We start from the raw sequence: 210 nt of genomic DNA, 5'->3' as shown, positions 1-210 counted from the left end.
GCGCATGGCCGATGACACGGTCAAGGGCATGATCAAGTCGGGCGAACTGGCCAAGGTCTATGACAAATGGTTCATGGAGCCGATTCCTCCAAAGAACACCCGTGTCGGCCTGCCTGTGAGCGAAAGCATCAAAGCCGCATGGGCATCGCCTAATGACAAGCCCATGGAGTCCTACGTCCAGAAGTAATTCTGGCCAGGTAAGGTGAAAAA

At 54.3% G+C, this 210-nt stretch carries 1 pseudogene; it reads left to right on the top strand.

Annotated elements, in window-relative coordinates:
* A pseudogene (locus B3F77_RS05145) lies at window positions 1-187 on the top strand (amino acid ABC transporter substrate-binding protein); the annotation flags it as partial.
* Between the last annotated feature and the right edge of the window lie 23 nt (window positions 188-210).

Source organism: Polaromonas sp. UBA4122 (assembly GCA_002381615.1).
Classification (GTDB): Bacteria; Pseudomonadota; Gammaproteobacteria; order Burkholderiales; family Burkholderiaceae_C; genus Polaromonas.
The sequence above is the reverse complement of the archived record's forward strand: the minus strand, read 5'-3'. Positions and strand labels throughout refer to the sequence as shown.